The sequence below is a fragment of the Nocardia sp. NPDC051981 genome, from assembly GCF_040680715.1.
In the GTDB taxonomy this organism is placed as follows: Bacteria; Actinomycetota; Actinomycetes; order Mycobacteriales; family Mycobacteriaceae; genus Nocardia.
Genome location: NZ_JBFAXK010000016.1, coordinates 107,432 through 131,570 on the forward strand (window position 1 = coordinate 107,432; position 24,139 = coordinate 131,570).

The 24,139-nt window shown below is 68.7% G+C and carries 21 protein-coding genes; 8 read left to right on the plus strand and 13 right to left on the minus strand.

Annotation, left to right across the window (positions count from 1 at the left end; genetic code table 11):
- Positions 1-122: 122 nt before the first annotated feature.
- Genes AB0L60_RS26005 through AB0L60_RS26015 form a run of 3 tightly spaced genes read right to left on the minus strand, consistent with a single transcriptional unit; the run spans position 123 to position 2,350 of the window.
- Entirely contained in the window at positions 123-1,556 is a 1,434-nt protein-coding gene (locus AB0L60_RS26005) for an RtcB family protein (RefSeq protein ID WP_364618472.1), read from the minus strand.
- Entirely contained in the window at positions 1,549-1,971 is a 423-nt protein-coding gene (locus AB0L60_RS26010; protein WP_364618475.1) for an archease, read from the minus strand. The genes AB0L60_RS26005 and AB0L60_RS26010 overlap by 8 nt, the downstream gene beginning before the upstream one ends.
- 13 nt (positions 1,972-1,984) lie before the next feature.
- Positions 1,985-2,350, minus strand: coding sequence for a hypothetical protein (locus AB0L60_RS26015; RefSeq protein ID WP_364618479.1), 366 nt, complete (start codon positions 2,348-2,350; stop codon positions 1,985-1,987).
- A gap of 235 nt (positions 2,351-2,585) precedes the next feature.
- Here AB0L60_RS26015 and AB0L60_RS26020 point away from each other — a divergent pair, with 235 nt between their 5' ends.
- Positions 2,586-3,926, plus strand: coding sequence for a phosphoribosyltransferase (locus tag AB0L60_RS26020; protein ID WP_364618481.1), 1,341 nt, complete (start codon positions 2,586-2,588; stop codon positions 3,924-3,926).
- 69 nt (positions 3,927-3,995) lie between these two features.
- Here AB0L60_RS26020 and AB0L60_RS26025 read toward each other — a convergent pair whose 3' ends face one another.
- Positions 3,996-4,259: a DUF1918 domain-containing protein gene (locus tag AB0L60_RS26025; RefSeq protein ID WP_364618483.1), complete on the minus strand. Its 264-nt coding sequence runs from the start codon at positions 4,257-4,259 to the stop codon at positions 3,996-3,998.
- Positions 4,260-4,448: 189 nt separating this feature from the next.
- Positions 4,449-6,197, minus strand: coding sequence for a DNA polymerase/3'-5' exonuclease PolX (gene polX / locus AB0L60_RS26030; RefSeq protein ID WP_364618486.1), 1,749 nt, complete (start codon positions 6,195-6,197; stop codon positions 4,449-4,451).
- A gap of 287 nt (positions 6,198-6,484) precedes the next feature.
- Here polX and AB0L60_RS26035 point away from each other — a divergent pair, with 287 nt between their 5' ends.
- Positions 6,485-9,316 carry an AMP-binding protein gene (locus AB0L60_RS26035; protein WP_364618488.1) on the plus strand — a complete coding sequence of 944 codons (2,832 nt, stop codon included), beginning with the start codon at positions 6,485-6,487 and terminating at the stop codon, positions 9,314-9,316.
- A 53-nt stretch (positions 9,317-9,369) separates the two neighbouring features.
- Here AB0L60_RS26035 and AB0L60_RS26040 read toward each other — a convergent pair whose 3' ends face one another.
- Positions 9,370-11,121 (minus strand): adenosylcobalamin-dependent ribonucleoside-diphosphate reductase, encoded by a 1,752-nt coding sequence (locus AB0L60_RS26040; RefSeq protein ID WP_364618491.1) that lies wholly within the window; start codon positions 11,119-11,121, stop codon positions 9,370-9,372.
- A complete protein-coding gene (locus AB0L60_RS26045; RefSeq protein WP_364618494.1) occupies positions 11,118-12,071 on the minus strand; it encodes a universal stress protein in 954 nt (317 codons plus the stop codon). Before AB0L60_RS26045 ends, AB0L60_RS26040 begins: the two co-directional genes overlap by 4 nt.
- A gap of 182 nt (positions 12,072-12,253) precedes the next feature.
- On the opposite strand from AB0L60_RS26045, the gene AB0L60_RS26050 reads away from it, so the two are divergent.
- The 6 genes from AB0L60_RS26050 to AB0L60_RS26075 all read left to right on the plus strand — a co-directional run bounded on the left by AB0L60_RS26050 (position 12,254) and on the right by AB0L60_RS26075 (position 17,625).
- The gene (locus tag AB0L60_RS26050) at positions 12,254-12,679 is read left to right on the plus strand and encodes an Hsp20/alpha crystallin family protein (protein ID WP_364618496.1); all 426 of its coding nucleotides are present in this window, start codon (positions 12,254-12,256) and stop codon (positions 12,677-12,679) included.
- Positions 12,680-12,729: 50 nt separating this feature from the next.
- Positions 12,730-13,722 (plus strand): 1-phosphofructokinase family hexose kinase, encoded by a 993-nt coding sequence (locus AB0L60_RS26055; protein WP_364618498.1) that lies wholly within the window; start codon positions 12,730-12,732, stop codon positions 13,720-13,722.
- Complete coding sequence (locus tag AB0L60_RS26060; RefSeq protein WP_364618501.1) at positions 13,722-14,645, plus strand: universal stress protein; 924 nt, start codon at positions 13,722-13,724, stop codon at positions 14,643-14,645. The genes AB0L60_RS26055 and AB0L60_RS26060 overlap by 1 nt, the downstream gene beginning before the upstream one ends.
- 29 nt (positions 14,646-14,674) lie before the next feature.
- Positions 14,675-15,622 carry a universal stress protein gene (locus AB0L60_RS26065; protein WP_364618504.1) on the plus strand — a complete coding sequence of 316 codons (948 nt, stop codon included), beginning with the start codon at positions 14,675-14,677 and terminating at the stop codon, positions 15,620-15,622.
- A gap of 76 nt (positions 15,623-15,698) precedes the next feature.
- Positions 15,699-16,697, plus strand: a complete 999-nt coding sequence (locus AB0L60_RS26070) for an NAD(P)H nitroreductase (RefSeq protein WP_364618507.1) — start codon at positions 15,699-15,701, stop codon at positions 16,695-16,697.
- A gap of 28 nt (positions 16,698-16,725) precedes the next feature.
- Complete coding sequence (locus AB0L60_RS26075; protein WP_364618510.1) at positions 16,726-17,625, plus strand: universal stress protein; 900 nt, start codon at positions 16,726-16,728, stop codon at positions 17,623-17,625.
- Positions 17,626-17,649: 24 nt separating this feature from the next.
- Here AB0L60_RS26075 and AB0L60_RS26080 read toward each other — a convergent pair whose 3' ends face one another.
- The 6 genes from AB0L60_RS26080 to AB0L60_RS26105 all read right to left on the minus strand — a co-directional run bounded on the left by AB0L60_RS26080 (position 17,650) and on the right by AB0L60_RS26105 (position 23,984).
- Positions 17,650-19,362, minus strand: a complete 1,713-nt coding sequence (locus AB0L60_RS26080; protein ID WP_364618513.1) for a GAF domain-containing sensor histidine kinase — start codon at positions 19,360-19,362, stop codon at positions 17,650-17,652.
- Positions 19,363-19,471: 109 nt separating this feature from the next.
- A complete protein-coding gene (gene ppsA, locus AB0L60_RS26085) occupies positions 19,472-21,781 on the minus strand; it encodes a phosphoenolpyruvate synthase (RefSeq protein ID WP_364618516.1) in 2,310 nt (769 codons plus the stop codon).
- A complete protein-coding gene (locus AB0L60_RS26090) occupies positions 21,774-21,950 on the minus strand; it encodes a hypothetical protein (protein ID WP_364618518.1) in 177 nt (58 codons plus the stop codon). The genes ppsA and AB0L60_RS26090 overlap by 8 nt, the downstream gene beginning before the upstream one ends.
- Positions 21,947-22,426, minus strand: a complete 480-nt coding sequence (locus AB0L60_RS26095; RefSeq protein ID WP_364618521.1) for a DUF2267 domain-containing protein — start codon at positions 22,424-22,426, stop codon at positions 21,947-21,949. The genes AB0L60_RS26090 and AB0L60_RS26095 overlap by 4 nt, the downstream gene beginning before the upstream one ends.
- Before the next feature lie 44 nt (positions 22,427-22,470).
- Complete coding sequence (locus tag AB0L60_RS26100; protein ID WP_364618523.1) at positions 22,471-23,025, minus strand: flavodoxin domain-containing protein; 555 nt, start codon at positions 23,023-23,025, stop codon at positions 22,471-22,473.
- Between the two features lie 80 nt (positions 23,026-23,105).
- Positions 23,106-23,984, minus strand: coding sequence for a DUF302 domain-containing protein (locus AB0L60_RS26105; RefSeq protein ID WP_364618526.1), 879 nt, complete (start codon positions 23,982-23,984; stop codon positions 23,106-23,108).
- Positions 23,985-24,139: the final 155 nt, after the last annotated feature.

Genomic DNA, 24,139 nt, shown 5'->3' on the forward strand with positions numbered 1-24,139 from the left:
TGCCAGTGTCAGCCACCTACTGGTCTCATTCAGCGTGAAAAATTCCGTTTCGGCGGTGGCAGGTGAGTGCAGCGTGTCACCTGGTGTAATGACTTTCGTCCCATCGCAAGCTGAGATACTGATCAGCCTTTGACGACACCGAGGGGCACGAGTCGGGCCACTGTCCGACACAGCCCCGCACCTTCGCTGGCGGCGGCGACCGCCGCAATGTCTTTGTATGCCGGTGGGGCTTCCTCGGCGAGGCCCTTCCAGGACGTGCCGCGCACCGCGATCCCCTGCCGCTCGAGGTCGGCTCGTAACATCTTGCCGCTGATGTTGCGCGCCGCGGCGTGTCGGCTCCAGATCCGGCCCGCGCCATGACATGTCGAGTGAAACGCCTGGCCCTGCCGTACTCCGGTGCATACGAACGACGCGGTCCCCATGGTGCCGGGTATCAGTGTGGGCTGACCGGCTTCGGTCAGATCCACAGGAAGATCCGGATGTCCGGGCGGTAGCGCTCTGGTCGCGCCCTTGCGGTGTACGCACAGTTGCCGAGGCCGGCCATCGATATCGTGGGTTTCGATGGTGGCCAGGTTGTGTGAAACGTCGTACACCAGGTCCAGACCAGCGCCGGTTCGGGCGCGGATGATCCGGCGGACGGCATCGGCGAGCAGCTGCCGGTTGGCGCGGGCGTAATTCGTCGCTGCCGCCATCGTGGCCAGATAGTCCTGGCCCTCCGGAGAGTTCACAGGGACACAGGCAAGCTGGCGATCCGGGACCTCGATTCCGTAGCGTCGCATCGCCGATTCCATCAGCCGCAGATGGTCGCCGCAGATCTGATGTCCGAGTCCCCTTGAGCCGCAATGGATCATAACGCACACCTGATCGGCGTGCAGTCCGAAAGCGGTCGCGACCGGTTCGTCGTAGATCTCGGCCACGGCCTGCACCTCGAGGAAATGGTTACCCGACCCGAGACTGCCTACTTGGCCCAGGCCGCGGGCCACCGCGCGGTCACTGACGAGGTCCGGATCGGCTCCTTCGACGCTTCCGTTGTCTTCGCATCTTCGCAGGTCACGGGGCATACCGTGGCCTCGCTCGATAGCGTATACCGCTCCTCGGGTCAAGATTTCGCCGAGCTCGCCGCGGGATACCTGCCACAAGCCGCCGCGTCGGAAGCCGCGTGGGATTGCGGCGTCGAGATCGTCCATGATCGCAGTGAGGTTCGGTATCAAGGCGCTGCGGTCGAGGTCGGCGGCGAGCAGCCGCACACCGCAGGAGATGTCGAATCCGACACCGCCCGGTGACACGACGCCATCGGCGGCGATATCGGTCGCGGCGACGCCGCCGATCGGGAATCCGTAGCCCCAGTGCACATCTGGCATGGCGTAGGAGGCGAGCGCGATTCCCGGGAGGGTGGCCACGTTCACGACCTGTTCGAGGGCTTTATCTGCGGCGATGTCGGGCAGCAGCGCCTGTGACGCGAAAATGATTCCGGGAACCCGCATCTCGCTGTGCCGTTCGATGCGGAACCGGAACGGTGTCTCCTCGATGAGTTCCATGGGCGCTGCCTCAGACATCGATCGTCACCGCGCAACGCCAGCCGTGCGAGTCGGCCCGGAACCGTAACCGGTGCAGCGACACCGCTTTCGGTACCGCACCGCACGGTGTGGCGGCCGCCAGGTCGGCCATCTGGAATCGCATCCGCAATCCGCCGCGTGTCGCGGCCACCTCGGTCGCGATCGGGACCAGGCCTGCCACCTCGGATTGGTAGATCACCTCCTCGAGGACACCGACGAGCATGTTCTCATCGCTGTCGACGGGCACGGTAGTTTCGACGGCCGTCGAGGGGAGGGGCTGTGGGCGATCCACAAAGCTATCCACCAGCGCGGCCACAGCCTCGGCCAGACACTGCTCCCGAGTCGACGCCCACGCCTCGATACGCAGGTCGGCGGTGTGCGGGCTCAATCGATGCCCAGCTGCGGGTTCGTTCATCGCGCGACACCGGTCATGGGATGGCCCACGCGATGCTCGGCGGCGGGTGCAACGCGCCGTTATTGTGCATGGCCGCAATGGTTTCGGCCAGCATCGGGGCGATCGAGCACACCCGGAACTCTGATGGCAGCTGCCGGTGCGCAAGGGCGTCGGTGATCAGCACATGCCGCAGACCGAGTCTGTGCAGGCGGCCGACCGCGCCGTGCGTGGCCGCCACGGTCACATCGGGGGCGGGTCGTGTACGCGCTGTCGTCGCGACCTCGTACGCGACTGGGACACCACCCTGGGGCAGGCCGACGACGACAAGGTCTTCACCACGCAACGGTTGCAGCCGCACCGCGAGTCGTCGGCCGGCATCACCGCGATCGGAAAACCGCATCCGTACCTCCCAGCAGACCTATCAAGCCTGGCTACCAGCCGCGACGTGACGGCAGGTCCCAATGTCGCCAGACCGAGTGTCATTGGTCCCTTACCGATTCGCACGGCACCCGTCCGCAACGGATGGCAACGGCCGGTGTGGGACCAAGGACTCTGCTGACCGGCGACAACTGGATCTGCCCGTGAGTGCGGATCGGCTGAGAGGCTGGGAAGAACCGGTCTTCCAGGAGGTTCCGATGTTCTTCGAGGATCGCAGGGAAGCGGGCCGGCGGCTCGCGGAACGCCTGCCGATGCTGCGTGGAGCGGATGTCGTGGTCTTGGGGCTGCCCCGGGGTGGTGTCCCGGTTGCGTTCGAGGTGGCCCGGTGGCTGCAAGCTCCGATGGATGTCATTGTGGTGCGCAAACTCGGTGTGCCCTATCAGCCGGAGCTCGCCTTCGGCGCCATCGGTGAGGGTGGGATCCGGGTGATCAACGGGGGTGTCGTGGAACAAGCGGCGCTCACCGGCGACGAGATGCGATACGTGGAGCGGCGTGAGCGCGCGGAGCTGGAACGCCGCGCGTCCCTTTTCCGGGCTGGTTGCCCGCGTATGCCGTTGGCGGGCCGGACCGCGGTGATCGTCGACGACGGCGCCGCGACCGGCGCCACGGCCCGCGCTGCCTGCCAGGTTGCCCGAGCACAGGGCGCCGAACGGGTCGTGCTGGCCGTGCCGGTCGCGTCCCAGCAGGCGCTGCATGTCCTGCTTCGGGAGGCCGACGAGGTCATCTGCCTCGAACAGCCGAGTTTCTTCTACGCGATAGGCCAGTGGTATCACCACTTCGATCAGACCACCGACGACGAGGTCGTCGAGCTGCTGCACCGCGCCGCCACCGGTGCGCCGCAGCCGCAACCGGCCGCGGGCGCGGATCCACCGTTGCGCGATGAGGATGTTCGGGTGAAGGCGGGGAAGGCCGACCTCGCAGGCCATCTCACGATTCCCGAGAATCCGATCGGAATTGTCGTGTTCGCGCACGGCAGCGGCAGTAGCCGCCACAGTCCCCGCAATCGTTTTGTCGCAGAGGTACTCCAACGGGTCGGGTTGGGCACGTTGCTGTTCGATCTGCTCACCACGGCCGAGGAATCCGATCGCGCCAATGTGTTCGATATCGACTTGCTCGCGGGGCGGCTTGTCGACGTCACCGAGTGGGTGAGTCGGCAGGAGCATGCCGTGGGTTTGCCGATCGGGTATTTCGGGGCCAGTACCGGCGCTGCCGCGGCCCTGCGCGCAGCCGCCGATCCGCGCGTGCACGTCGCCGCGGTGGTGTCGCGCGGTGGCCGGCCGGACCTGGCTCGCGGCGCCCTGGTCGGCGTGCGGGCGCCGACCCTGTTGATCGTCGGGGATCTCGATTATTTGGTGCTGGATTTGAATTATCAGGCAGCGAAGGCGATGTCGTGCGAGGTTGTGGTGTCCGAGGTACCCGGTGCGACGCATCTGTTCGAGGAGCCGGGCACTCTGCGCCGGGCCTCCGAACTCGCACGAGACTGGTTCACCACCCGGCTGCGCGCCGCCCCGGCATCCGCGCCGGCGGGCTCGGCATGAACCGGACAGCTGCACAGGTGACGTGCCCGTCGCCGAACCTGCACTCGTAGAGGCGTTTCCGGCCGACGCTCATGGGCCTTCTGTCTGTTGCGCGGTATGGCTCAGGTCTTCCGAGCTGAGCACGTAGGCATCGGGCCCGGGATAGATCAGCACCCGATGTCCGGTGTCGGTCCAATGCACCAGATACGGCGGTTCCCCGGCCTCTCCGTGCACCTCCTCGATGAGGCCGCGTCGGGCGGTTCCGCTGATGGTGTGGTGTTCGGCGATCAGCCAGTCGCCTGGTTTGGCATACATGATCCGAACCTTCCTGTATTGCTCGACGATCGACTTCATCGTGACCGGAGCCGCCCATGCGCGAGTAGGGCCGGAGGTCCTGCGATGCGTGGCAAGCTGTCGTCACGTCGAGGCGTGGTTGTGCTGGTCGTGATGGGGCGGAAGCGGACTGTTGTGACGGCATGGCCCCGATCACCACGCTGTCGCCGGCCTACCGGCACCACACCGGTGGCGCGATGTGCCGACCCGTCATCCACTGCTGGCCGACCTCGACTGTCGGCATGTTTTCTTGGCCAGAAATCGGCGCAGGCGGTGCAGCGGCCAGGTGTTGATGACCTCGCCGGGTTCCACCCAGCCGCGCTGTGCCGTGGCTATGCCGTAACGCATGTGGTCGAGGTGGGGGACGGCGTGGGCGTCGGTGTCGATGGCGAAGACGACACCGTGCGTGCGGGCCCTGGCGATCAGCTCGTCGCCGAGGTCGAGGCGATCCGGAAAGGCGTTTATCTCCAACGCGGTTCCGGTTCTGGCGGCGGCGGCGAAGACGGCGTCGGCGTCGAATTCGACGGGCGCGCGGCGGCCGATGATGCGGGTGCTGGGGTGGCCGATGATATTGACCAGCGGATGTTCGATCGCGCTGATGAGGCGGCGAGTCATCGCAGCGGCGGACTGGTCGAAATGCGAGTGCACCGACGCGATGAGAATGTCGAAGCCGGACAGGAATTCGTCGTCCCAATCCAGGCCGCCGTCGGCGGCGATATTCAGCTCGGAGCCGTGCAGCACCTCGATGCCGCAGCGTGGGGCGAGTTCACGCAGTTCGCGGCGCTGCGCGAGGGCTTTGTCACGGGTCATGCGCTGCATGGCCAGCAGCGGGGCGTGATCGGTGATGGCGCAGTAGCGGTAGCCGTGCGCGGCGGCCGCGGCGACCATGTCCGCGGCGTCGGCGAGGCCGTCGGTGAGGTCGGTGTGGATGTGCAGATCGCCTGCCAGGTCCGCGATTTCGATCAACCGTGGCAGCCGGCCCGCCGCCGCGGCCTCGATCTCACCGCGGTCCTCGCGCAGAGTGGGCGGAATCCAGTCCAGCCCGAGGGCTCGATAGATTTCTTGCTCTGTGGCCGCCGGCTGCGGCCGATCGTTCCCGGGAGCGAACAGCCCGTATTCGCTGAGCTTCAGTCCGGCCCGGACCGCGAGCTGCCGGACGTGCACATTGTGGGCCTTGGATCCGGTGAAGTACAGCAGCGCCGCGCCCCACGCCGAGGTGGGTACGACGCGCAGATCGACCTGAAGTCCCTGGGTCGTCAGAATCGAGGACTTGGTGGGGCCGTGCGCGAGCACACGATCCACCAGCGGTAGCGTGCAGAAGTGCGCCATGACCGAGTCCGGGTCGTCGTCGGCCGCGGCCAGCAGGTCGATATCGCCCACGGTGTCGCGCATCCGGCGTAGTGACCCGGCATGGTCGGCCCGGCTCACCTGCGGCAACTGCCGGAGTTGGCCGAGCAGGTCCTCGGCGATGCCCAGCGCGACCGCGAGCGGAATGCGTCCGGCGGCTTCCTGCATGCGCCGAATCGATTGCGCGAGATTGTGTTCACTGATTTCGCCCCAGCCCCTGAGCGCGCGCAGGCGCTGCTCGTGCAGCGCGGTCATGAGCTCCGGCAGTGAGGAGATACCCAGTTCCTCGTAAACCTGATGCGCCCGGCGCGGCCCGAGTCCGGGAATGCCGAGCAGGGCGCGCAGTCCCGCGGGCAGTTGGGCATGCAGATCCTCGAGCGCCGCGATGCGGCCGGTGCGGCGCAGTTCCAGCACCCGGTCGGCGGTGTGCGCGCCTACGGCGGGAATCGCCATCAGCCCCTTGCGATCCAAGGTATCGATGTCGAGGTGGTAGCCGCCGATGGAGCGGGCCGCCTTCTCGTAGGCGCGCACCCGGTACGAATCATCCCCGGAGATGGCGATCAGATCGGCCATCTCCTGTAATGCCTGGGCCGCGACCTCGTTGGACCGCATCGCCGTTCATCCCCTCCAGCCGGCAGGAGCACTCGTGTGCCGAGTGTGCGCCGAGCAGCGTCCGCCTCGGCAGGGGCCGAAGTCGGGCGCCGGCGAGGACTTTCGGCCCGCAGGGCGCGCTCCGCTCAGGTGTCGTGACCAGGACCAAAGGCCGCATCGCCCACTGATCGACCAGCGGATCGTGGACTCGTCAGGGCAATCCGATATCAGGTCGGGGCATGGTGCGGGCGTAGCGGCCGCTGTCGCGCCCACCCCGTCACGGCGATGGCCGGGAGGGAGGCTCCCAGGTGGTTGATTCGTTCTCCGAGCGCGGCTCCGGACGGCCGGAATCGGCTTCCGGGCCGATGGCGAGTGACGAGCGTGCCACCCTTGTTCTCTCGTTGGTCCGCGAGCTGGTGGCCGAGGTTCGTCCCCATGGGTTTCGGGTGGCCGTCACGCTCGACAGCCGGTTCGACGATCTGGGCATCGGCAGTCTGGAACTGGCCGAGCTGCTACAACGTGTGCAGGCCGCGGTGCGGGTGGTGGTGCCCTCTCACATCTTGACCAGTGCCGAGACTCCGCGAGATCTGTTGCGTGCTCTCGAACGCGGCCGCAGTCCGGTGGGCGAGGAGGGGCACGCCGTCTCGCCGCCCGCCACTGCCGCGGGCGGCGCGGCGCCGGTGGAGGCGTCGACGGTGGTCGAAGCCCTCGCCCTCCATGCGCACGCGACGCCGGATCGATTGCACATTCGAATTCTCGACGAGTCGGGCAGGCCCGAGGATCTGACCTACGGGGCTCTCTACCGCGAGGCCGCGGCGGTCGCGGCCGGTTTACTGGCGCGCGACATCGCACCCGGCGATCGAGTTGCTCTCATGCTGCCGACCAGCCGGGCGTACTTCGTCACCTTCGCCGGCGTAATGCTCGCCGCGGCCGTGCCGGTGCCGCTGTATCCACCGTCCCGCCCTTCCCAGCTGGCGGATCATCTGAGGCGTCACATCGGCATCCTGTCCAACGCCGGGGCCACGCTCCTGGTCACCGTGCCCGAGGCCATTGCCCTCGGCCAGTTGCTGCGCTCGAGCGTCGACGGCCTGCGCGAGGTCGTCGTCCCGGATGACCTCGACGCGTCCTCCACCGGTGATCTTCCGCGGCCCCGGTCCCTGGATCTCGCTCTGGTCCAATACACCTCGGGTAGTACCGGCGAGCCCAAAGGCGTCGCACTGACCCATGAGAACCTAGTGGCCGACATCAGGGCGATGGGGCGGGCCGCGGGAGTGTCGGCGGCGGACACGTTCGTCAGTTGGCTGCCGCTGTACCACGACATGGGTCTGATCGGGGCATGGCTCTCACCCTTGTATTTCGGCATCCCGCTGGTGGTTATGGGCCCTCAGGTGTTCTTGGCCCGACCGGCGCGGTGGCTGAGGGCGATCCACACCAACCGGGGCACGATTTCCGCCGGTCCGAACTTCGCCTACGAGCTTTGCCTCACCAGGATCGATGACTCCGAGCTCGAGGGCATCGACCTCGGTTCGTGGCGGTTGGCCTACAACGGCTCCGAGCCCGTGAGTCCCGCGACCATTCAGCGATTCGGCCTCCGCTTCACCCGGTTCGGACTGCGGCCGACCGCTATGACACCGGTGTACGGGCTCGCCGAAACCTCGGTCGGGCTGACCTTCCCGCCGCTGGAACGCACGCCCCTCATCGACCGCATCGACCGTGAGGAGTTTCTCCGTTCCGGACGAGCTGTCCCCGCCGAACCCGATGCCCCACAGGCCCTGTCCTTCGTCGCCTGTGGCAGACCACTGCCAGGACACGAGGTGCGGATCGTGGACCGTGCGGGTATCGAGTTGGCCGACCGCTGTGAGGGGCGTATCGAGTTCCGAGGCCCGTCGGCGACAGCCGGCTACTTCAACAACCCGGACGCGACCCGCTCGCTGTTCCGCGGCGACTGGCTCGACAGTGGCGACCTGGGCTATCTGGCCGGGGGCGACCTCTACGTCACCGGCCGTGTCAAGGATGTGATCATCCGCGCCGGGCGCAATCTGCACCCCGCCGAACTCGAAGAGGCCGTCGGCGATCTCGAGGGCGTCCGCAAGGGCTGTGTAGCCGTGTTCTCCGCTCCGGACCGTCATGGCGGTTCCGAGCGGCTGGTGGTGATGGCCGAAGTCCGAACTCCCGGTGATCAGGCCACAGCATCCCTACGCAGCCAGATCATCTCGAAGACGGTGGACCTGCTCGGTGCGGCCCCCGACGACGTGGTGCTCGCGCCACCGCACACGGTGCCCAAGACTTCGAGCGGCAAGATCCGGCGGGCCGCCAGCCGAGAGAAATACGAGCAAGGGAAGATTCATGCGCCGTCGCGGCCGGTGTGGTGGGAGCTGACGCGGCTGTGGCTGCGTGCGGCAGGACCGTCCGTGCGCCGCTCCTGGCAGAGCGCGGTCACCGTCCTCTTCGCCGCCTACGCATGGATGCTGTTGCTGCTGCTGGCGGCACCGGTGGTCATCATGCTGGCACTGCTGCCGAGTGTGCCCCCGCGCTGGGCGACGATCCGTGTGGCGGCCCGGATCCTCGCCCGCCTCACCGGAACCGACGTCGCCGTGCACGGCCTCGAACACTTGCCGGAGGGACCGTTGATCGTCGTGCCGAACCATCAAAGCTGGCTCGACGGACTCGCACTGGCCGCAATGCTGCCGCGCACCTGGTGTTTCATCGCGGGCGAGCTGTTCCGCGATCGGCCGCTCAGTGGATTCGTGCTCAGGCGCCTCGGGGCGGAGTTCGTTGAACGACATGAACGCGGGCAGGGCGTTGCCGACACCGGCCATCTCGTCGGCCGCGTCCGAGCCGGGCAGTCGCTGGTGATCTTCCCGGAGGGCGCGGCGTCTCGCACTGCCGGAGTGCGGCCTTTTCATATGGGCGCGTTCGTTGTCGCGGCCCAGACCGGCGCGGTCGTCGTTCCGATCGGTATCCGCGGCACCCGGACGATTCTGCGTCCCGGACACCGTTTTCCGCGGCGAGGCTCGATCGACATCGCGGTGGGCCGGGCGAACCGCGCGATGGGCATCGACTGGGCGGCGGCAGTTCTATTGCAGGGCACCACACGTGACGCTGTCCTGCGCCTCTCGGGCGAACCCGACGTCGAGTGACACGCACCGACTGGGTCCAGTGATCATCCCACGTCGGAGGGACGGTTCCCCGGTTACCGGCTCTCGCACGACTCGGCGTCGGTGCAGCGCAGCACCTGGCCGGGGCGGGTGCCGGAACGGTAGACGGTGATGCCCTTCGCGCCGGCCTGCCAGGCGCGCTGGAAGACCCGGCGTACGTCGTCGGGGGTTGCGGATTCGGGGAGGTTGACCGTCTTCGAGACCGCGGCGTCGGTGTGGCGTTGGACGGCGGCCTGCATCCGGATGTGCCAGATCGGCTCGATTTCGTATGCGGTGACAAATGTACGGCGGAGCTCATCCGGCAGTCCGGTCGCATCGGAAGCTGTTCCGGTAGAGCGGATTTCGTCTTCCAAGACGGTGGACCACGCCCCTGCGGCCGTGGCGCGTGCCCGGAACAGGGGATCGATATGCGGGAAGTCGCGTCCGAGGATATGCCGGGTGTAGGCAAGGCCGTAGAGGGGTTCGATGCCCGCGGAGGTGCCTGCGATCAGCGAGATGGTGCCGGTGGGTGCGATCGAGGTGACCTGTGCGTGGCGCATGGGGGCCCCGGTGGCCCACCGGCTGTGGGGGAACAGCGGGAACGGGCCGCGCTCGGCGGCCAGCTGCCGGGAGGCGGCGTGCGCCCAGCGGGCGATGCGCGCCATGAGCCCGCCGGTGAAGTGGACGGCGTCGGTGCTGTCGTACGGGAGGCCCAGGGCGGCAAGCATTTCCGCGAGACCCATGACCCCGAGGCCGATCTTGCGGGTGGCACGCGCGGCGGCGGCCAGTTCGGGCACGGGATACTCGGACACGTCGAGCACGTCGTCGAGGAAGCGGACCGCGATCGCGACAACCTGTGCGAGCCGCTGTTCGTCGAGGCCCTCGCCGGTGACGAAGCGGGCGAGATTCACCGATCCGAGCGTGCAGGACTCGTACGGGGCCAGCGGTACCTCGCCGCACGGGTTGGTGGTCCGCAACGCGCCCAGATCCGGGACCGGGTTGGCGCGGTTGACCGCGTCGAGGAACAGCAGTCCCGGTTCGCCTCCGCGCCAGGCAAATTCGGCGATCCGATCGAACAACTCGCGAGCCCGGACCTCCCGGACGAGGCGGCCGGAATGCGGATCGATGAGCCGATGCGCGCGATCCTGGTCCGCGGCGTGCAGAAACTCGTCGGTGACCGCCACCGACAGGTTGAACGTGGGCAGGGCCTCCCGGTCGGATTTGGCCGCGACGAACTCCTCGATGTCGGGGTGATGCGCGTCGAGCACCGCCATATTGGCCGCCCGGCGGCGCCCGCCCAGCCGGACCACCTGTGCCGCCGCGTTGTAGAGGCCGATGAACGACACCGGTCCGCTGGCGGTGCCGCCACTCGCGGTGCGTGCGCCGCGCGGGCGTAGCTCGGAGAACGAGTATCCGGCACCCGCCCCGCTCCGGTGCAGCAATGCGGCGGTACGCAAGGTGGAGAAGATGGACTCCAGCGAATCGGCGATCGGGAGAACGAAGCAGCCCGAGAGCACGCCGAGCGAGGTCCCGGCGTTCATGAGAGTCGGTGAGTTGGGCAGGAATTCGCGGGCACGCAGCACCGCGGAGAAGCGCTCGGACCAGAGGGCCGATTCTCCTGGTCGATATTCGTCCTCGGCGCGGGCGACATGGGCCGCCACGCGATCCATCATGCCGCCGGGGGTTTCGCGGACGATGCCGGCGTCGTCGCGAAGCAGGTAGCGCCCGGCGAGCACGGCCTGAGCCGCCGGATCGAGCCCGAGATCGTCGATCACGGCGTGCGGGTTCCCGGCTCGGAGATCGCTCATCGCGTGACGACCCGGGGGAAAGTCGTTGCCGTATCGCGGGATACGATCTCGGTTCCGGGCGGGTCCGGGACCACCAGCACCGGGCAGGGCGCGTGGCGGACGAGATCCTGGGTGATGCTGCCCAGACGCGCCGTATGAGCGGACTCGGGATCATGCCCGATCACGACCAGTTGCGCAGTGGCGCCGAGGCGTTCGACCACGGTCGCGGCATCGCCGACCACCGTGACGGGCCGCACCTCCACATCGGGGAAGTCGCGGCGATACTGCCGCAGCTGGGCGTCGGGGACGACCGAGGTCGCCGCATGGTGATCGGGCGGAAGCCCCGACCACATCGCGTCATCGGGTGGTGACGCCCACTGCCGCCCCTGCCATACCCGCGCCACGGTGACATCCGTGCCGCGGTCCCGTGCCGCACGGAACCCGGCGAGCAGGGCCGCACGGGCTGTGTACCAGGTGCCGACCACGACCAGGATCGAACCGTGCTCGGCTGCGGGCCGTCCGACCAGCGCGACCGGGCAGCTCGCCTCACGGGTCACCGCCAGCGCGGTGGATCCCAGCACCATGTGGGAGAGAAACCCGACATCCCGGGCGCCCAGTGCGATGACCATCGCGGACCGCGAGAGCTCGACGAGCACACGATCGGCCTGCCCTCGTAGCACGGCGGTGCTGATCTCGAGCGGGTCCGCACCCTCACCAGCGGGGTGCCGCGTGAGTATCGCGGAGCGCGTGTCCTCGAGTGCCGCGTGGGCCTCCCGGTGCCGTTGCCCGCCCGGCCGGAATGCGGGTTTGTCGATCGCGGGCACGACCGAGACCAATCGCAGTGGCGTATGCCGGGCGATGGCCTCGGCCGCGGCCCACTCGGCGGCGCGCACGGCCACCCGCGAGCCGTCGATGCCGGCGACGACCGGACCGGGTTCAGCGGTCACCGCGGCGGGGATGTTCGTCTCCATGAAGCCAGGGTTCGCCGCGTCGCTCCCGTCGGCTAGAGACCGCGCACCCGCGATCGCGGGACCAAAGTCACCGGCGAAGGGACCACCGTCCCCGGCAGCGACGACTCGATGCCCTATAGAACCTGTGGTCCGGAGCGTGAAATCTAGTGTGTCAGAACAGTTTACCTCTCGAAGGAGGGATCATGAGCCTGCTGTCCGTACATCGTCAGCCCGGTTCGCTGCTGCCCGACCTCGCCGAGTTGTGGAACGCCGTGGCGCCGCCCGCCATCCCGATGCTCGGTACCCACCTGATGCGCGTCGAGGACACCCTCGAGGAGGGGCGTTACCTGGTGCGCGCCGAGATTCCCGGTGTGGACCCGGCCAAGGACATCGAGGTGTCCGTGCATCAGGGGGAGCTGACCATCAAGGCCGAGCGGACCGAGAAACACGAGGCGAAGGGACATTCGGAGTTCACCTACGGCTCCTTCCTCCGCACTGTCGTCCTGCCGCCGGGGGCTCAGGAGGAAGGCATCGACGCGAGTTACGCCAAGGGCATCCTCACTGTCAGTGTTCCCATCGGTGAACCCGAATCCCCCGTCAAGACAGTCGAAGTCAAGTCCGCTGAGTGACATCCCGGCCCCGCGAACCGGACGGGCCCACACCCGAGAGAAGGCGGCCGATGCCGATCGTGACCTTGACCATGAATCCCGCGATCGACATCGCCGCCGGTGCGGACCACATCCGGCCGACCTCCAAGACCCGCTGCACGCCACCGCGATTCGATCCCGGCGGTGGCGGAATCAACGCTGCACGCACCATCGCGGCTCTCGGCGAGCCGGTGACCGCGATCTTCCCGGCGGGCGGCCCGTCGGGGCGGCAGCTCGAGGACCTGGTCCGTGACGCCGGAGTCCCGATGCGATCGATCCCGATCGCCGGCCATACCCGCGAGAACCTCGCGGTCACCGACAACGGAACCGGCGACCAGTTCCGATTCGTGTTTCCGGGACCCCGGGTGACCGCGCCGGAACTGCATCTCTGCTTGAGCGAAATCGAACGCGCGGCAGTCGGTTCCCACTATGTGGTCGCGAGCGGCAGTCTGCCGCCGGGCGTCCCAGACGACCTCTATCAGACTCTCGCGGACCTACTGCGCGACCTGGGCGTCCGTCTGATCCTGGATACGTCGGGTGCAGCGCTGCGCGCGGTGCGGCGTGGGGTCCATCTCCTGAAACCGAGTGTGCGTGAGCTCGCCGAGCTCGTCGGTCATCCGCTGCCCGACCGCAAGTCGCAACTCGCGGCCGCGCGGGAGCTCATCCTGGCGGGAGTCTGCGAGATCGTGGTCGTGTCGCTGGGGGCGAGCGGCGCGCTGGCGGTGACGCGCCACGACGACGAGTGGTTCCCGTCGCTCGAGGTGACCGTCCGCAGCGGTATCGGGGCCGGCGACGCCATGGTGGGCGCCATGACGGTCGGCCTGTCACGCGGCAACCCCGTCGACGACGCGGTGCGGCTGGGCATCGCCGCCGCCACCGCCGCCCTGATCACGCCGGGCACCCGGCCCGGCCATCCCGCCCGCATCGCCGAGCTGTACCAGCAAGAACCTGAGACCCGGCCGAGCTGCTTCTCACCGGCCGGCACGGGCCGCCCCGAAACGCCTGTTCCACAGAGGAGGACGTGATGACACACGAGGACTACGACGATCCGCACCAATTGGCCTCGGCCGGTGTCGTGGTCGGAGTGGACGGATCGCTCGGATCGGAGCTCGCCCTGCGCTGGGCCGCGAGCTATGCCGCCCAGCGCCGCCGGGAGCTGCAGATCGTGCACGCCCTCGATCTGGGCGGAGTCAGCAGTTCCGGAAGTCCCTCCGGGGTGGTGCCGCCGTCGGTGGTCGACGCGGCGCGGGCACGGGGGCAGCAGCTCGTTCGCGAGGCCGAGGAGATGGCGCTGCGGATCGAACCCGGATTGCGGACCGCGACACGGCTTTCGGCGACCAATGCGAGCAGACTGCTGGTGGAGCTGAGCGCGGCCGCCTACGCGGTGGTGCTCGGAGCGACCGGAAACGCCGGGACGTTCATCCATCTGGGATCCACGCTGTTCGCCGTCACCTCCCATGCCCACAGTCCTGTGATCGTGGTGCGCCCGGATCCGGATGCGCACGACACCCTCCGCGAGTCCGGACCGGTCGTCGTCGGCGTCGACGGCAGCCCGGTCAGCGAGGCCGCCATCGCCACGGCCTTCGCCGAAGCCGCCGAACGCCACACCGACCTGGTCGCCGTACATGTCTGGAGCGATTGGAATTTCGGCGAATACCTCGGCGACCGAGCCACCGCTGACCTCGGCGAGGTGGACGGACTCGAGGAAGCTCTGCTGACCGAACGACTGGCGGGCTTCCAGGAGAAATATCCGGACGTGCAGGTGACCCGCCGCATCTATGTGTCCGCCCCGGCCGACACGCTGCGAGGGTGGTCGAAACACGCGCAACTGGTCGTGGTCGGCAGCCGCGGCCGTGGTGGTTTCGCCAGCATGCTCCTGGGTTCCACGGCGCACACGCTGGTCCAGCACGCCCATTGCCCGATCATGGTTGTCCGTCCCGCGGAATGAGCCGAGCAGCCGCCGAATCAGGAGACGTCATGGAAGAGAATGCTGTTCCCGCAACGAGTTTCGAGCATTCGGATCACGATGATCTGGGGATCGTCGTCGGCACGGACGGATCCGAGATCTCCTATCAGGCGGTGATGTGGGCCGCCGTCGAAGCCGACATGCAGGGCTGCCCGCTGCATATCGTCACCTCGTACGCGAACCCGATCGTGGCGGGGGCGACGGAACAGAACCCCCACGACAGGCGTGACCTGCGGCAGCGGGGACAGCAGGTGCTCGCCGACGCCGCACGTATCGCCGCCCACGCCGTGCCGGGGGAGAGCCTGCACATCAGGACCGAATTGATCTTCGACATGATCATCGGCGCGCTGATCGAGCGCTCGCGACGGGCGCGGCTGCTGGTGGTCGGCAATCGGGGGCTCGGCGCGATCGGGCGGGCGGTGCTGGGGTCGGTGAGTACCGCGCTGGCCCGGCAGGCGCACTGTCCGGTCGCGGTGGTGCACGGTGTTTCGGAGACGGACCTGGCGTCGGCGTCGAAGCCGGTGGTGGTCGGGGTGGACGGATCGGCGAACAGCGTGCCGGCCATCGAGCTCGCCTTCGGGGAGGCGTCTCGGCGCAAGGCCGACCTGATCGCGGTGCAGGCGTGGAGTGATACGGGTGGCTTCGACCTGCCCGTGATGGGGTGGGAAGCGATCCGCAAGACCCAGGATGTGCTGCTGGAAGCGGCCCTCGCCGGCTACGCCGCGCGCTGTCCGGAGGTCACCGTGCACCGGGTCGTGTCCTCCGATACCCCGGTGCGCGCACTGCTGGAGGAGGCCGAGAACGCGCAGCTCGTGGTGGTCGGCAGCCACGGACGGGGCGGATTCGCCGGGATGGGGCTGGGCTCGGTGAGCACCGCGCTGCTGCATCTGGCACAGTGCCCGGTCCTGGTCGTCCGTCGGCCATCGCAAACCCGGGCCGAAGAACCCGCCGGGCAGTGACTTTCGGCCGTCACCGGCGGCCTGTCGCACGGGCCATGCTGAGTGAGGGCACGAGATTTCCGAGGAAGGACAGGCGATGTCGACTCTCCCCGATCACGACACCATCCGCGCCGCCGTGGCGCTGGCGGTGCGGGCGCCGTCGGTGCACAACACCCAGCCGTGGCTGTGGCGGGTCGGCGACACCACGGTGCACCTCTACGCCGACGACAGCCGCCGGCTGCCCTACACCGATCCGGACAGCCGGGAGCTGGTGGTGAGTTGTGGTGCGGCGCTGCATCATCTGCGCGTGGCATTGCGCGCGGTCGGCTGGGATACGGTCGTGCACCGGTTCCCGAACCCCGCCGAGCCGAGACACCTCGCCGCCCTGGAACTCCACCACGCCGAGCCCGACGCGACCGCTACGCGTCTGGCGCGCGCCATTGCCAGGCGGCGCAGCGACCGTCGCCGGTTCACCTCGTGGGAGGTGCCGCCCGCGCAGGTAGCCGCGGTCGTCGCCGCGGGCGCGGACGTACCGGGAGTGCAGGTCCGGGAGGTCGACACGAACGGGGAGCACGCGCGACTGCTGCGCGCTTTCGTCGACGCCGCGACCGCGCACCGCGGTGACGCCGGCTACAACGCCGAGCTGGCGGAATGGAGCGGTCACCACGCCAGCGCGCAGGGCGTACCCGCGCGCAACGCGGTGGTTCCGCCGGATGCGACGGTCCGGCCGTTCGGCGACCCCCGCCTGCCCGAAGCGGTGGTGAGTGACACCGAGGAGGCCGCGCGAATGCTGTTGGTGTGCACCGCCTCGGATGATCTGCGGGGCTGGCTGCGCGCCGGCGAGGTGGCGAGCGCGGTATTGCTCGAGGCCACCGCGCGGGGTCTGGCCACCTGCTCGCTGAGCGAACCCCTCGAAGTCACCAGTGTGCGTACTCGGATCCGCCGGGATCTGCTGGGCGACTTCGGTTATCCGCAGCTGATCATCCGGATGGGCTGGGCGGTGACCAGCGCCGCACCGGTGCCCGCCACACCCCGGCTCCCGCTCGAGGACGTCGTTCGTCCGCTCGAATCCCTGAGCCTGTCGGGTGAGCAATAGCGAAGACACGAGAGTCAGGAGCGCACAAATGACTGAAGACCTTGCCCCGCAGGCGGATCCGAATCCACCGATCGTCGTCGGCGTGGACGGCTCGGCCGTCTCCTACCAGGCGGTGGCCTGGGGGGCGCTGGATGCCGCGCGGCACGGAGCCCCCTTGCACATCGTCACATCGATCTGCGCGCCGACCGGGCTGCCGCCGACCGCCGTGCTCGATGCCCCCGCTATCGCGTCGCTCGAACTGGACGGCGAACGCGTCGTGGGTGAGGCGACCCGCATCGCGTCCGAGACGCTGCCCGGCGAAGGGGTCGAGATGTCCTCGGAAGTCACCGAGGAGCCGATCATCTCGCGCTTGATGGACCTGTCGCGGGACGCCCGGATGGTTGTGCTCGGCAGTCGCGGACTCGGTGCGCTCCGGCGTGGGCTGCTGGGGTCGGTCGCCATGGCGGTGACCCACCACGCGCACTGCCCGGTCGCCGTCATCCACACGACCGCGGCCGCGGATCCGGTATCGGCGCGGCAGCCGGTGCTGGTCGGCGTCGACGGCACCCCGAACAGCGTTGCGGCGCTGGAACTCGCGTTCGAGGAGGCATCGCTGCGCAAGACCGGCCTGACCGCTCTGCACGCCTGGAGCGACGTCAGCGGACCCTACCTGCCGATGTCGGGGTGGGAGACCATCGAGGAGCAGGAGCGGGCGACCTTCGGCGAGGAGATGGCCGGATACGCCGAACGTTATCCCGATGTCGCGGTGCGGCGAATCCTGGTGAAGGATCGCCCGGTTCGGTCGATGCTGGACGAATCCGAACACGCGCAGCTGGTGGTCGTCGGCAGCCACGGGCGCGGTGGCTTCGCCGGCATGCTCCTGGGCTCCACCAGCAACGCCCTGCTGCACAGCGTCGACTGCCCGATTGTCATCGTGCGCGGCAAGTGACCGGATCACTCGGCGGCGGCCGGTTCACCCCAGCGGTACCGCCCAGTGCAGCAAGGTTCCCTTTCCCTCGGGGTTGCGGCCGAAGGAGAAGGTTCCGCCCATCTCCTCGGCCCGGCGCTGCAGGTTGTGCAGCCCGCTCGGGGTGATGTTCTCGGGGATCCCGCAGCCGTCGTCGGCGATCAGCACGGTCAGATCGTCGGAGACGTCGATGGTCACCGAGACGGTCGCGGCCCCGGCGTGTCGCACCGCATTGGAAACCGCTTCGCGCACCACGGCTTCGGCATGGTCGGCGAGTTCGGCCGCCACCACCGACAGCGGCCCGGTGATGCGCAACGACGTGCGCAGGCCGGTATCGGCGGTGTGCGTGCGGATCACCTCCTCGATCCGCTGCCGCAGCCGGGTGCTGCTCGCCGCGCCGCCGTGCAGGTCGAAGATCGAGGTGCGGATCTCCTGGACCACGTCCTGCAATTCGTTGATGACGTCCGAGATCCGGTCGCGCACTTCGGCCGAACGGGCGCGGGCGACGGTGCCCTGCAGGCTCAGACCGGCCGCGAAGAGCCGCTGGATGACATGGTCGTGCAGGTCGCGGGCGATGCGGTCGCGATCGGTCAGCACGTCGAGTTCGCGCATGCGCTGCTGGGCCTCGGCCAGCTGGATCGCCAGCGCGGCCTGATCGGTGAAAGCGCCTGCCAGTTCCTGTAATTCGTCCGCGAACGGGGGAGCGCCGGCCGGGCGGACCATGACCAGCACGCCGAAGGTCGACTCCTGGGTGTTGAGCGGCAGGATCAGCGCGGGTCCGGCGTCGAGCGCGATGTCGAGACCGAGATCGTCGCTGTTGTCGAGGCGCAGGGCCAGACCCTGGCGGAACGCTCGTCCGATCGCCGTCCCGGACGTCTGGACCATTCCGGTGTGACGGTGATCGTCCGGACCGGCGCACTTGCTGATCCGTAGCCCCTCGGCGTCGGCGTGGTTGCTGTCGGTTTCCTCGTCGACGGCGAGGAACGCCCATTTCGATTCGGTGAGGGTGCGCGTGTGCGTGACGAGGTGCGTGAGCACTTGCTCAGGATCGGTTCCGGCCAGGAATTCGGTGGCGATGTCGCGGGTGGCTTCGATCCAGGCTTGGCGGGTGCGGGTGGACTGATAGAGCCTGGCGTTGTCGATCGCGATTCCGGCGGCCGCGGCGAGGGCCTGCACGATGACCTCGTCGTCCTCGGTGAAGGGTTGGCCGCTGGACTTCTCGGTCAGATACAGGTTGCCGAAGATCTCGTCGCGGATCCGGACGGGCACGCCCAGGAAGGTCCGCATCGGTGGGTGGTGGTCCGGAAAGCCGACCGACGAGGGATGATCGGCGATGTTGTCCAGGCGGATCGGCTTGGGCTGGCTGATCAGCAGACCCAGCACGCCGCGGCCCTCCGGGAGATCGCCGATCCGGGCTCGCATCTCCTCGTCGATGCCCTCGTAGATGAACTGTTCGAGCTGATCGTCCGCGCGCACGCCGAGCGCGCCGTAGCGGGCGTCGACGAGGCTGATAGCGGTGTGCACGATGGTGCGCAGGGTTTGGTCCAGATCGAGCCCCGAGGTCACCGAGAGCATCGCCTCGACCAGACCATCCATGCGGTCGCGAGCGTCGATGATCTGTTCGACGCGGTCCTTGACCTCGGTCAGCAATTCCCGCAGCCGCAGCTGGGAAAGGGTGTCGCGTACCGAGTAGGAGCCGTCGGTAGGCTCAACGGTCATTTCCTGGCTTCCCTGCACTCGTGTCGGGCGCGCGCAACTGGTTCCGTTACGGCTGTTCCAGTTTAGGCACGCGCGCGACGACGATGGTGCAGGTGAGTGACTCGCGGCGTTACCGCCGGTCCGGCTGGGCCAGCGCGCGATCCAGGAGCACGCGCCGTTCGGCGGCTGCGACGGCGCGCCGGGTGCGCTGGACCGCATCGGGCGAGACGGACACCGACGTGATGCCCGCACGTACCAGATGCTCCACGAATTCCGGACGGGTGGACGGCGCCTGGCCGCACAGCGACGAGGTGATGCCGAGCCGGCGGGCGGTGGTGACGATCTGCTCGATGGCGTCCAGCACCGCCGCATCGGATTCGTCGAACAGTTCGGCACACTCCTCGGAATCGCGGTCCACGCCCAGCATGAGCTGGGTCAGATCGTTGCTGCCGATGGAGATTCCGTCGATCCCCAGTTCCACGTACTCCGGTAGCCGGTACATCACCGACGGCACCTCGGCCATGACCCAGCGGTGCAGGCCGCGCTGGCGTCCGAGCGGGCTCGCGTCGACGAGCTCGAGGCACTGCTCGAGTTCCCAGCGGGTGCGGACGAACGGGATCATCAGGTGCACGTTCGGGGTCTGTTCGCGCACGCGTGCGAGCGCGGCCAGTTCGAGGCGGAACATCTCCGGCTGGCGGACGTAGCGGTAGCAGCCCCGGAACCCGATCATCGGGTTGTGCTCCTGGGGCTCGTAGCGGTCGCCGCCCTCGAGTGCCCGGAACTCGTTGCTGCGCATATCACTTGCCCGATAGACGACCGGGCGCGGCGCGAAGGCGGAGCTGATCCGGTGGATGGAGGCCGTCATGCTCTGGATGAACTTCTCGTCCTCGCCGCGGGCGATGAGATCGCGGGGATGGCGGCCGCCGAGCGCCTGGGTCAGCAGCACCTCGGCACGCAGCAGGCCGACTCCGTCGGCGTCGGTGGCCGCGGCGCGTTCGGCGGCTTCGGGCAGCGCCAGATTCACGTAGACGCGGGTCGCGGTGGTCTCGGGTGCGGTGGCCTCGGGGACCGGGCGCGGCACCGCGGTGGTCGTGGCCGGAAGCAGGCTTCCGGCGTACACCTGGCCTGCGGACCCGTCGACGGTGACCTCCTGGCCGGTGGTCAGCTGGGTGGTGGCGGTGCGCGCTCCGACAATGCACGGGATACCGAGTTCGCGGGCCACGATGGCCGCGTGGCAGGTCATGCCGCCGCTGTCGGTCACCACCGCGGCGGCCCGCGAGAGGGTGGGCAGCCAGTCCGGGTTCGTCATGGGCGCGACCAGGATCTCGCCGTCGCCCAGCGCGGATCCCTCTGCGGGTGAGCGCAATACGCGCACCGGACCGGCGGCGCGGCCGGGCGCCGCGGCCAGGCCGCGTACCAGCACCCGATCTTCGGCGGTGTGCGCCACCGGAGATTTCACCGCGGTGTCGCCGGGCAGGATGGTGATGGGCCGCGCCTGCACCAGCCAGAGGTGCTCGTCGTCGAAGACCCATTCGACGTCCTGGGGGCGGCCGGAGTGGTGCGCCTGCACCTCGAGCGCGAGCCGGGCCACGGCGACGGCCTGGTCGTCGGTGAGCGCCGGCGCCGCAGCTTCGGATTCGGAGAGCTGGATTCGCCGATCGCCGTCGGAACCGGCCACGATGGCGAAGCTCTGACTGCCGACCTCGGTGGTCAGCAGTGTCGGTCCGGCCGCGTCGAGGACGTAGGTGTCGGGTGTGACGGCGCCGGACACCACCACCTCGCCCTGGCCGCGCGCGGCGTCGATGACGATGCGATCGAGCGAACCGGTGGCAGGGTCGGCGGTGAAGGCCACGCCGGCCGTGCGGGCGGCCACCATCCGCTGCACCACCACGGCCATCTCGGGCCGATTGTGCATGCCGCGCCGCGCCCGATAGGTCAGCACGCGCGGGGAGAACAGCGATGCCCAGCAGTCGGTCAGCGCGGTGATCAATTCCTCGTCGCCGTGAATATTGGTGTGGGACACGTTCATCCCCGCGAACGATGCGGTCGCGCTGTCCTCGCCGACAGCCGAGGACCGCACGGCCACGGTAACCGCGTCGCCGAGCCGGTGATAGGCAGACAGCACGGCATCACGGACGGCCGGCGACATCGAGGTGTCGCGCACGAATTCCCGCATGCGGCGGCACAGCTCGTCGAGCTGCTGCGCCTCGTCGCGGGTCGCGCCCACCGCTGCCGCGAGCCCTCGGGTGTGTAGTTCGTCGAGTTCCGGGCCGTGCGTTCCCGCGCAGATCACCTCTTCGTAGGCGGATTTGAGCACGACGAACCCCGGCGGCACGGGCAGCCGCGCCGCGACCAGTTCGCCGAGATTGGCTCCCTTGCCGCCGGCGCGGTCGGCATCGGTCAATCGCAATTCATCGAAGGTGGCGACATAGTCACCCATGACGGCTCCAGTTCTTTTTCGATCCGGGCAGCACGAGCAGCAACAGGATCGGGACGGCGAGGATGAACAAGGCGGAGAGCATCGCCAGCGGCGAGGCGCCGCTGAGTTCGAGGCCGGTGACCACGAAGGGAAGCGCGATGACGAACAGAGGGGCGTGCCGGATCGTCATCGCTGCGCCTCCGGAGTCTCGAAAATGCCTGCGGAGGTGAGGATGTCGCCGAAATCGGCACCGAGTAGCACGCGCCGCAGGGGTACGGGTAGCTGTGCCAGCACGTGGTCGAGCTGGCCGGGGGAGAACAGCTGGGCCAGCGCATCGGTGACCGCCGCGGATATCCGCCTCGCTTCCTCCGTCGACATGTCCGCCGTCCGGGCGAACTGTTCCAGGAACGACTGCGGATCATGGCGCACCGGAACACTTCCCGGCGTCCAGCCCTCGTAGTAGACACCGCGCAGGAGTGTGGGCAGCTGGGCGCTCAGGTGTGCGGCCGCGCCGATGTCGAGGCGGTCGCGCACGGTGTGCAGCCAGGCGCGCAGGGCCCGGTGCGCCTCCATCCGGTCGTCGGTGCCGAGCCGGTCGGCGACGGTGCGCAGCCAGATGCGGCCGGTATGGATCGCTGGGGCGAATGGATCGGTGTGATGGCTCATCGGCATGGCCTTTCGCGGAAACGGTACGACCGGGGGTGCGCGGGTCAGGGGTGGGTCGGAGTGGCCTGGGCCTGGGGCAGGTGCAGGGCCTGCGCGATGGTGTCGGTCCAGGTCGTGATGTCGGACCAGTCGCGCAGGTCCCCGTAGCGGGCACCGCCGAGCACGCGATACAGGGCCCGCGCGGGCAACGAGACCCCGATGCGCTCGTAGTGGCCGGCGAACGCGTGGAAATCACGCGGTTTGATCGAATCACGCAGGGCGGCAATCTTTCTCGGGACGATATTGCCGATGCGGCGCCCGGTCGGACCGACCAGGGCCGGCCCCAGCCCGACGCTGAACAGCCACACCGGGTATGCCTGCAGTTCGTGGCGATGCGAGCGGACGAATTCTGTCATCTCCGGCAGCAGGGCCAGATCGTGCACGGCGCTGCCCAGCACGATGGCATCGAAGAGCGTGAGTTCGGGAGCGTGTTCGACGTCGGCGACCTCGACGGTCGCGCCGCGAGCCGTGAGGTAGGCGCCGATGTAATCGGCGATCTCCCGGGTGGATCCCTGAGCGGTGGCGTAGATGACGGCGACGCGGGGAGCGGTGGTTTCCATGCATCGAGCCTGCTCGCGTCGCCGGATTTCGGTGAGAGGACTCCTACCCGTGGTGACCGGGACCATGGTCCTCGACCGCCTCAGCCGGCCGCTGCGGCGGGATGGGACAGGTCGGCCAGTGCGGCGGCGAGCATTCGACGGGCCGCTTCGGCCGGTCCGGCGAGCTCGGGCCTGGCCAGGACCTCGGCGAGCTGCGTGGGATCAGTGGCCTCCACGAGCACGCCGGTCCGGTCGGCCCGCACGACAACGGTGCAGGGCAACAGCAATCCCGCCTCCCGGTCGACGGCGAGGGCGCGCCCGGCGAGCTGCGGGTTGCAGGCTCCGAGGATCAGGTACTCCTCGATGTGCTCACCGGTCCCCTCCCGGAGTGCGGCCTGGACATCGAATTCGGTCACGACGCCGAATCCATGCTCCCGCAACGCGGTCCGGGTGCGGTCCACGGCGTCGGGGAACGTCGCGTCGAGGTGGACGGCGATGGCCGCGACGGGGGCCACCGGAATGCGGATCTCGGTGATCAGCAGACGAGGATCGCTCACCTCGTCGGGGCCGATGAGATACGCCTCCGTCGGCGGTCCGATGGGTCGATAGCCGTTGCCCTGCAGCCACTCTCGCAATGCGCGGTATCCGGCGTCGATGTCGCGATAGCTGCCGCGATGACAGGTGCGGGCCACCAGCGACGGCGACTGGATGGTCAGCTCCGCACCCGAACTCGGGCCTAGGGCGGGCGCGGCCTCGATCGGGAGCCCGAAATCGACGACGATGGCGTCCTCGGCGGGCAGTTCCCGATGGAAGGTGATCATCGGCGCGCCGTTCGCGACGAGCCCGGCCTGCTCGGCCACCTCCGATAGCCGGTTCATGCCGCCGACAATGCCGTCGCTCAACAGGTCCGGGCGGATCTCCAGTGGTATGCGCAGCACCGCCTGCGGCGGCGTCTCGCACACGTTCACCCGGTACTCCATGACGCGCCTCCTTCGGTAGTTCGTGCGTTCAGCCTGCGTCCGGCCGGGCGGGCGGCACAGAGGACAAGGTCACGGTGGTGGGGGAACAAACGCACGGCCGTGCGGGGCGATCGGCCAGCGGGCCGGGCCATGATCGCCGGCGGGCCAGGTCATGA

Coding starts and splice junctions, on each gene's coding strand:
- AB0L60_RS26005 (WP_364618472.1), bottom strand. CDS start 1,556: ATGTCTGAGGCAGCGCCCATGGAACTCATCGAGGAGACACCGTTCCGG.
- AB0L60_RS26010 (WP_364618475.1), bottom strand. CDS start 1,971: ATGAACGAACCCGCAGCTGGGCATCGATTGAGCCCGCACACCGCCGAC.
- AB0L60_RS26015 (WP_364618479.1), bottom strand. CDS start 2,350: ATGCGGTTTTCCGATCGCGGTGATGCCGGCCGACGACTCGCGGTGCGG.
- AB0L60_RS26020 (WP_364618481.1), top strand. CDS start 2,586: ATGTTCTTCGAGGATCGCAGGGAAGCGGGCCGGCGGCTCGCGGAACGC.
- AB0L60_RS26025 (WP_364618483.1), bottom strand. CDS start 4,259: ATGAAGTCGATCGTCGAGCAATACAGGAAGGTTCGGATCATGTATGCC.
- polX (WP_364618486.1), bottom strand. CDS start 6,197: ATGCGGTCCAACGAGGTCGCGGCCCAGGCATTACAGGAGATGGCCGAT.
- AB0L60_RS26040 (WP_364618491.1), bottom strand. CDS start 11,121: ATGAGCGATCTCCGAGCCGGGAACCCGCACGCCGTGATCGACGATCTC.
- AB0L60_RS26045 (WP_364618494.1), bottom strand. CDS start 12,071: ATGGAGACGAACATCCCCGCCGCGGTGACCGCTGAACCCGGTCCGGTC.
- AB0L60_RS26050 (WP_364618496.1), top strand. CDS start 12,254: ATGAGCCTGCTGTCCGTACATCGTCAGCCCGGTTCGCTGCTGCCCGAC.
- AB0L60_RS26055 (WP_364618498.1), top strand. CDS start 12,730: ATGCCGATCGTGACCTTGACCATGAATCCCGCGATCGACATCGCCGCC.
- AB0L60_RS26060 (WP_364618501.1), top strand. CDS start 13,722: ATGACACACGAGGACTACGACGATCCGCACCAATTGGCCTCGGCCGGT.
- AB0L60_RS26065 (WP_364618504.1), top strand. CDS start 14,675: ATGGAAGAGAATGCTGTTCCCGCAACGAGTTTCGAGCATTCGGATCAC.
- AB0L60_RS26070 (WP_364618507.1), top strand. CDS start 15,699: ATGTCGACTCTCCCCGATCACGACACCATCCGCGCCGCCGTGGCGCTG.
- AB0L60_RS26075 (WP_364618510.1), top strand. CDS start 16,726: ATGACTGAAGACCTTGCCCCGCAGGCGGATCCGAATCCACCGATCGTC.
- AB0L60_RS26080 (WP_364618513.1), bottom strand. CDS start 19,362: ATGACCGTTGAGCCTACCGACGGCTCCTACTCGGTACGCGACACCCTT.
- ppsA (WP_364618516.1), bottom strand. CDS start 21,781: ATGGGTGACTATGTCGCCACCTTCGATGAATTGCGATTGACCGATGCC.
- AB0L60_RS26090 (WP_364618518.1), bottom strand. CDS start 21,950: ATGACGATCCGGCACGCCCCTCTGTTCGTCATCGCGCTTCCCTTCGTG.
- AB0L60_RS26095 (WP_364618521.1), bottom strand. CDS start 22,426: ATGAGCCATCACACCGATCCATTCGCCCCAGCGATCCATACCGGCCGC.
- AB0L60_RS26100 (WP_364618523.1), bottom strand. CDS start 23,025: ATGGAAACCACCGCTCCCCGCGTCGCCGTCATCTACGCCACCGCTCAG.
- AB0L60_RS26105 (WP_364618526.1), bottom strand. CDS start 23,984: ATGGAGTACCGGGTGAACGTGTGCGAGACGCCGCCGCAGGCGGTGCTG.